Annotated in this window: 5 protein-coding genes; 2 read left to right on the top strand and 3 right to left on the bottom strand. The window is 66.8% G+C overall.

Annotated features, from left to right (window positions below; genetic code table 11):
- Nucleotides 1-771: TlyA family RNA methyltransferase (locus VEG08_01640; protein HXZ26678.1), on the bottom strand; the 771-nt coding region annotated here is incomplete at its 3' end.
- Nucleotides 772-1085: 314 nt separating this feature from the next.
- On the opposite strand from VEG08_01640, the gene VEG08_01645 reads away from it, so the two are divergent.
- Both VEG08_01645 and VEG08_01650 read left to right on the top strand, forming a co-directional pair.
- Nucleotides 1086-2213: a thiamine pyrophosphate-dependent dehydrogenase E1 component subunit alpha gene (locus VEG08_01645; GenBank protein HXZ26679.1), complete on the top strand. Its 1128-nt coding sequence runs from the start codon at nt 1086-1088 to the stop codon at nt 2211-2213.
- 11 nt (nt 2214-2224) lie between these two features.
- A complete protein-coding gene (locus VEG08_01650) occupies nt 2225-3211 on the top strand; it encodes an alpha-ketoacid dehydrogenase subunit beta (GenBank protein HXZ26680.1) in 987 nt (328 codons plus the stop codon).
- Nucleotides 3212-3568: 357 nt separating this feature from the next.
- Here the strand turns inward: VEG08_01650 and VEG08_01655 are convergent, their stop codons facing one another.
- The gene (locus VEG08_01655) at nt 3569-3745 is read right to left on the bottom strand and encodes a hypothetical protein (protein HXZ26681.1); all 177 of its coding nucleotides are present in this window, start codon (nt 3743-3745) and stop codon (nt 3569-3571) included.
- Nucleotides 3746-3754: 9 nt separating this feature from the next.
- On the bottom strand, nt 3755-4261 hold a 507-nt coding region (locus tag VEG08_01660), incomplete at its 5' end, for an SDR family oxidoreductase (protein ID HXZ26682.1).

A 4261-nucleotide genomic window follows, 5' to 3' on the forward strand; every position in this document is an offset into this window, starting at 1 on the left:
GAACTCCCGGTTGCCTTCCGCCCCCAGGATGGGCGACTCGATGACCTCGAGGTCGCGGCCGCCCAGCTCTTCCACCGCGCGCCGCACGCGCTCCACCGCCGCCTGCCGCACCTCGGGATCGCGCACGATCCCGCCCTTGCCCACCTTTCCTTTGCCCGCCTCGAACTGCGGCTTGACCAGGACGACAAGCTGCAGCGCCGGCGTCCCGCCGGCTGCCGGCCGGGAGTTCCGCCCGACCTTACTGGCCACTGGCCACTGACCCCTGACCACTGCTCTTATCACCGCCGGCAGCACGAGTGTAGCAGAGATGAACGAGACGTCCACGACCACCAGGTCGGCCGGCTCGCCCACCTCCGCGGGCTTGAGATAGCGTGCATTGGTGCGCTCCAGCAGGCGCACCCGCGGGTCGAAGCGCAGGCGTACCGCCATCTGCCCGTAGCCGGTGTCGATGGCAAGCACCCGCGCCGCGCCCTGCTGCAGCAGGCAGTCGGTGAAGCCCCCGGTCGAGGCACCCACGTCCACGCAGACGCGCCCGCGCACGTCGATCCGCCAGTGCTCCAGCGCCTTCTCCAGCTTGAGCCCGCCGCGGCTGACGTACTTCAGCTCCTCGCCCAGCAGGCGGAGGTCGGAGTCCGCCGCCACCGTCGCGCCCGCCTTCTCCACCTTCTGCCCGTCCACCAGCACTCGCCCGGCCAGGATCAAGGCCTGGGCGCGCTCGCGCGACGCCGCCAGCCCCCGCTCCAACACGAGTTTGTCGAGACGGACCTTCATCGCCGGTGACCCGACCTCACTCCTCAGAAAAAATCTTCCCACTCCTTCCGCGCCTCGCACTCTCCAGTGTGCAATCTGTGAAACCCTGCGTGGCTTGCGCGCTTTCGAAAACCAAGGGCAGGTTTTCCACACGATTTTTCACAGCGGTGTTGAAAAATCCCGCCCGCGATTGGCACGCGCCGCGCTCCCGGATCCATCGTCCCGCGACTGAATCTCGCTTCAGTGATCCACCGCGCCGAGGGTTACTTTCGTTACTACTTAGGAACACCGCCCTCGTCTTCTGGGGTAGAATATACGTTTCGCGAGGCAGAGAGATGGCAACCAGAACCAGGGAGCGCATCGAGGCCCCAGCACGTTCCAAGGGCCCCCAGGCTCCCGATGTAAGCGTCCAGAAGAGCCCCAAATCGGCCCCCACCAACGGCACCGCCCCCATCCCGGAGGCGGTCCTGCGCCGCCTCTACACCTACATGCTGAAGTGCCGCATGGTGGAGGAGCGCGCCCGCCTGCTCTTCAAGCAGGGCAAGTTCGCCGGCAACTACTACGCCGCCGTCGGCCAGGAAGCCACCGAGGTGGGCGCCACCATCGATCTGGAGCCCGGCGACACCGTCGCTCCCTCCCATCGTAACTTCGTCACCAACATCATGAAGGGCACGCCGCTGAGACTGATGTACGCCCAGCTCTATGCCCGCAAGACCAGCCCCGACCAGGGGCGCTCTTCCCCGGCGCATTGCGGCTACGCCCCCGCCAACATCATCACCCCGGCCTCCACTATCGCCGCCCAGCTCAACATCGGCACCGGCGTCGCTCTGGCCTACAAGATGCAGAAGAAGCCCAACCTGGTGGTCGCGCTCTCGGGCGACGGCTCCACCAGCCTGGGCTTCTGGCACGAGGCCCTGAACTTCGCCGGCGTGCACAAGCTGCCCATCGTCTACATCGTGGAGAACAATCTGTGGGCGGAGTCGGTCTCGACCTCGCTGCAGACCGCGGTCCCCGACCTGAGCGTGAAGGCCCAGGCCTACGGCTTCCCCGGGGTGACGGTGGACGGCAACGACGTGGCCGCGGTCTACCGCGCCTCGCGCGAGGCCCTGGCCCGCGCCCGCTCCGGCGAGGGGCCGACCCTGATCGAGTGCAAGACCTACCGCTGGTACGGCCACTCCGAGATCGATCCCGCCAAGTACCGTAAGCCCGAGGAAGTGGAAGCCTGGAAGGCCAAGGACCCCATCCCCGCCGCCGAGCGCTATCTCTCCAAGCAGGGGCTGTGGACGGAGAAGTGGAAGCAGGAATTGACCGACCAGATCAACCAGGAGATCGACGAAGCCATCGCCTTCGCCGAGTCCTCTCCCTTCCCCGAACCTGAGGAGTGCCTGGACCACGTCTACTCCTTCAGCATCCGCGAGCGCGAATTGGGCCGCGATCCCTTCCAGTTCCGCGGTCCGAAGTGAGCCAATAACCCATGCCATTGAGCACGTACATCGACGCCATCACTACCGCCCTGGGCGAAGAGATGCGCCGCGACCCCAGCGTCTTCATCATCGGTGAGGACGTGGGGGTGATGGGCGGCGTCTTCAAGGCCACCAAGGGCCTGTACGAGGAGTTCGGCCCCGAGCGCGTGGTCGATTCCCCGCTGGCCGAGGGCATCATCGTCTCCTCCTCCATCGGCGCGGCGCTGGCGGGCATGCGCCCCGTACCCGAGATCCAGTTTGCCGACTTCATCACCCCGGCTATGGACGCTCTGACCCAGCAGGCCGCCAAGCTGCGCTACCGCTCCGCCGGCACCCAGACCTGCCCCCTGACTCTGCGCGTCTGCTACGGCGGGGGCGTGGGCGGCGGACTCTACCACTCCCAGACCAACACCACCTGGTTCGCGCACGAGCCCGGGCTGGTGGTGGTGGCGCCGGGCACCGTCTATGACGCCAAGGGCATGCTCAAGGCCGCCATCCGCGACGACAACCCCGTCCTCTACTTCGAGCACAAGAAGCTCTACCGCTCCATCAAGGAAGAGATCCCGGACGAAGAGTACCTCTCCGACCTCTACAAGGCGGCGGTGCGCCGTCCCGGCAGGCACCTCACCGCCATCTCCTACGGCTACACCCTGCAGCTCACCCTGCAGGCCGCCGAGAAGCTCAAGCAGGAGAAGGACGTGGACATCGAGGTGGTGGACCTGCGGGTGCTGAATCCCCTGGACAAAGACACCATCCTGGAGTCGGTGGCCCGGACCAACCGCTGCGTGATCGTGCACGAGGACCACCGCACCCTGGGCATCGGGGCGGAGATCTCGGCCATCCTGGCGGAAGAGGCCTTCGACTGCCTGGACGCGCCCATCGTGCGCGTCACCGCGCCCGACGTGCCCGCCATCCCCTTCTCCCATCCCCTGGAGCAGTTCTACATGCCCTCGGTGGACAAGATCGCCACCGCGATCGGGAAGACGCTGGAGTACTAGACGTCAGACGTCAGCCCGGCCGCGCTCCCAGCGCGGCCGTTCTCTTTGAGTCTGTCATCCCGATCCCGCGAGGCGGGAGAGGGATCTGCAGTTTCAATCACCCGATGCCCCGGCGGCCAATCGTCCCTGCGGGACTGGGAGGATTTCTCGCTGTCCGGCCCAGCACTTCGTGCTGGGCTATTGTCAAACGCCCTTCGGGCTGGCGCTCCCGTGGAACCCTGATTAGCCCGAAGGGCGACTGGAAATGGCTCAGGACAGAGTCCTGGGAAAGCAAGCAGAATGGAGTCCAGTCCCGAAGGGACGGTTGAAGCCCCTGAGATTCTCGCGCCGCGTGTCCCAGCCCCGCAGGGGCGGCACTCACTTGCGCGGCAGGAAGGTCACGATGCAGAACGTGGCGATCGGTCCCAGCAGCAGCGACAGCAGGAACCACAGCAGCCCGCTGTGGCCCTTGCCCTGGGCCAGCCCGGCGTTGATCAGCGCCAGCGTCCCCCACCCCGCCACCCAACGCGGCTCCACATAAATCGGGTTCAGCATGCTCGCCTCCTAGGTCAGGCCTAAACCGCCATCCACCACCAGCGTCGTCCCGGTGATGAAATGCGGCGCCGAAGCGAAGAAGCGCACCGCCGCCGCTACCTCGTCGGCCCGTCCCGCCCGCTTCATGGGGGTCTTGGCGGCGATCTTGCGGAAGAAGCCCTCCGCCTTGCCCTCTCCCATCGAGATCATCCCCGGGGCCACGCTGTTGACCGCGACCTCCGGGGCCAGCGCTTTGGCCATGACCTCGGTCAACATGGTGAGCGCGGCCTTGGAGGCGCAGTAGTGGGCGTGCTCCACCCAGGGGCGCAGCCCGCCCAGCGAGCCCAGGTTGATGACCCTGCCCTTCCGCTCGCGCAGCAGCTTGGCCGCCGCCCGCGTCACCAGGAAGGGTCCGCGGGTGTTGGTGGCGAACATCTCGTCCCACTGCGCCACCGTGATCCTGTCGAAGTCCACGGTGGCGTAGGTGCCGGCGTTGTTGACCAGCACGTCCAGCCCGCCCAATTCGCGGCGCAGTTC

Source organism: Terriglobales bacterium, from assembly GCA_035624475.1.
In the GTDB taxonomy this organism is placed as follows: Bacteria; Acidobacteriota; Terriglobia; order Terriglobales; family Acidobacteriaceae; genus DASPRL01.